This is a genomic window from Dietzia sp. DQ12-76, from assembly GCF_014145045.1.
In the GTDB taxonomy this organism is placed as follows: domain Bacteria; phylum Actinomycetota; class Actinomycetes; order Mycobacteriales; family Mycobacteriaceae; genus Dietzia.
In genome coordinates this window covers 1-2,490 of the sequence record NZ_JAALDV010000197.1, presented here as the reverse complement: position 1 = coordinate 2,490, position 2,490 = coordinate 1, and the positions used below count along the sequence as shown (strand labels likewise).

The following is a 2,490-nucleotide window of genomic DNA, read 5'->3' as shown; positions in this document are numbered from 1 at the left end:
CGCGGCGGACAGCCCCGCGGCGGCCGTGGCCAGGGCGGTGCTCCACGGGACCGGCACCAGGCCACCGTCCCGGCCCCGGATCATCGGGGTGGTGAGGCGGTCGGGCCGCGTGGCGTAGACGAAGGCCCAACGACCCTTGTCGCAGTTCCACTCCTCGTTGACGTCCGGATCGTCCCCGGCGAGTCTGCGCAGTACCTTCCCGCGGCGGTGATCGGTCCGCTGCCCGCACCCGCTGGCGCAGTGCTCGCAGACACCGGGGCTCGAGACCAGGTCGAACGGACGTGCACGGAAGCGGTACGCGGAGCCGGTGAGCGCGCCGACGGGGCAGATCTGGACGGTGTTGCCGGAGAAGTACGACTCGAACGGCTCGTCCCCGTAGACGCCCACCTGCTGTCGGGAGCCCCGTTCCATCAGGTCGATGAACGGGTCGCCCGCGATCTGATCCGAGAACCGGGTGCACCGGGCGCACATCACGCAGCGCTCGCGGTCGAGCAGGACCTGGGACGAGATGGCGATGGGTTTGGGGAACGTGCGCTTGGCCTCGGTGAAGCGCGAGTGGCCGTGGCCGCTGGAGAGCGCCTGGTTCTGCAGCGGGCACTCCCCGCCCTTGTCGCAGACCGGGCAGTCCAGCGGGTGGTTGATGAGCAGGAGCTCCATGACCCCGCGTTGGGCCTTGTCCGCGATCTCGGAGGTGAACTGGGTGCGCACCACCATGTCCTCGGTGACCGGGGTGGTGCAGGAGGTCACGGGTTTGGGGGCGCCCTCGACCTGGACGATGCACTGGCGGCAGGCGCCGGCCGGTTCGAGCAGCGGGTGGTCGCAGAACCGGGGGATCTGCACCCCGAGGCGTTCGGCGGCGCGGATCACCAGCGTGCCGGCCGGCACGGAGACGCGTCGGCCGTCCACGGTGAGGGTGACGAGGTCGTCGTTCTGCTCGGGCGCCAGGTCGGCCACGGTGTCGTCGGCGCGGGGGGTGATCTTGTTGGCCACGGTGTCGTCGGCGGTGCTGCCCGAGGGGGTGGCCGGGCGGTCGGGTGCGGCGTCACCTGCGGTCATCGGGCCACCTCCTCGGCCGGGGCGAAGACGGTGGAGCGGCGGTGGTCGAAGGGGCACCCGCCGGGGATGTGGGCCAGGTACTCGTCGCGGAACAGCGCGATGGAGGACATGATCGGGGCGCCGGCGGCGTCGCCGAGTGCGCAGAACGATTTGCCGACGATGTTGTCCGAGATGTCGAGCAGTCGGTCCAGGTCGCTCTCGGTCGCGGTCCCGTCCTCGAGCCTGCGCATGATCTGCACCAGCCAGAACGTGCCCTCGCGGCAGGGGGTGCACTTGCCGCACGACTCGTGGGCGTAGAACTCCGTCCAGCGCAGCACGGCCCGCACCACGCACGTCGTGTCGTCGAAGATCTGCAGCGCCTTGGTGCCGAGCATGGACCCCTCGGCCGCGCAGCCCTCGTAGTCCAGGGGCATGTCCAGCTGGGCGTCCGTGAGGAGGGGGGTCGAGGAACCGCCGGGGGTCCAGAACTTGAGCGTGTGCCCCTCCCGGATCCCGCCGGCGTGCTGCAGGAGTTCGCGCAGGGTGATGCCGAGCGGCGCCTCGTACTGCCCGGGCCGGGTGACGTGGCCCGACAGCGAGTACAGGGTGAAGCCGGGGGACTTGTCCGAGCCCATCGATCGGAACCACTCGGGTCCGCGCTGGAGGATCGACGGAACGCTCGCGATGGACTCGACGTTGTTGACCACGGTGGGACAGGCGTAGAGACCGGCGACGGCGGGGAACGGCGGTCGGAGCCGGGGCTGTCCGCGCCGGCCCTCGAGGGAGTCCAGGAGTGCGGTCTCCTCTCCGCAGATGTAGGCGCCCGCCCCGGCGTGGACCACGATGTCGAGGTCGAACCCGCTGCCCAGGATGTCCCGGCCCAGGAACCCGGCCTCGTACGCCTCGGCGACCGCGGTCTGCAGACGCCGCAGGACCGGCACCACCTCGCCGCGGAGGTAGATGAACGCGTGGGAGGAGCGGATGGCGTACGCGGCGATCACCATCCCCTCGATCACGACGTGCGGGGTGGCCAGCATGAGGGGCATGTCCTTGCAGGTGCCCGGCTCGGACTCGTCGGCGTTGACCACCAGGTACTTGGGCCGGTCTGCGGGGTCGGAGGCCCGGGGATCCCCGGGTGTGTCGGTGCTGTCGGGACTCCCGGAGCCGGGGGCCTGGGGGATGAAGCCCCACTTGCGACCGGTGGGGAACCCCGCCCCGCCGCGACCGCGCAGACCCGCGTCGAGGACGGTGGAGATGACCTGATCCGGGCCGGCGGCCAGGGCGTTGCGGAGCCCGGTGTAGCCGTCGTGTGCCAGATAGGTCTCGAGCGTCCAGCTGTCCGGTGCGTCCCAGTAGCGACTGAGGTACGGCGCGAGCGGCATGTCAGACCTCCTCCTCGTCGGCGTCGGCGGGCGCCTGCATCCCGGCCGATCCCGCGGCCCGCAGGCCGGCGAG

2 protein-coding genes are annotated in these 2,490 nt (G+C 71.4%); both read right to left on the bottom strand.

Translation table 11 applies throughout. The features are described from left to right. A partial coding sequence (locus G6019_RS07945; protein WP_241725937.1) for a 2Fe-2S iron-sulfur cluster-binding protein occupies window positions 1–1,056 on the bottom strand: 1,056 nt, incomplete at its 3' end. Further along, the gene (gene nuoF / locus G6019_RS07940; protein WP_107755515.1) at window positions 1,053–2,417 is read right to left on the bottom strand and encodes an NADH-quinone oxidoreductase subunit NuoF; all 1,365 of its coding nucleotides are present in this window, start codon (window positions 2,415–2,417) and stop codon (window positions 1,053–1,055) included. The genes G6019_RS07945 and nuoF, both read right to left, overlap by 4 nt. Window positions 2,418–2,490 lie beyond the last annotated feature (73 nt).

Coding starts and splice junctions, on each gene's coding strand:
- nuoF (WP_107755515.1), bottom strand. CDS start 2,417: ATGCCGCTCGCGCCGTACCTCAGTCGCTACTGGGACGCACCGGACAGC.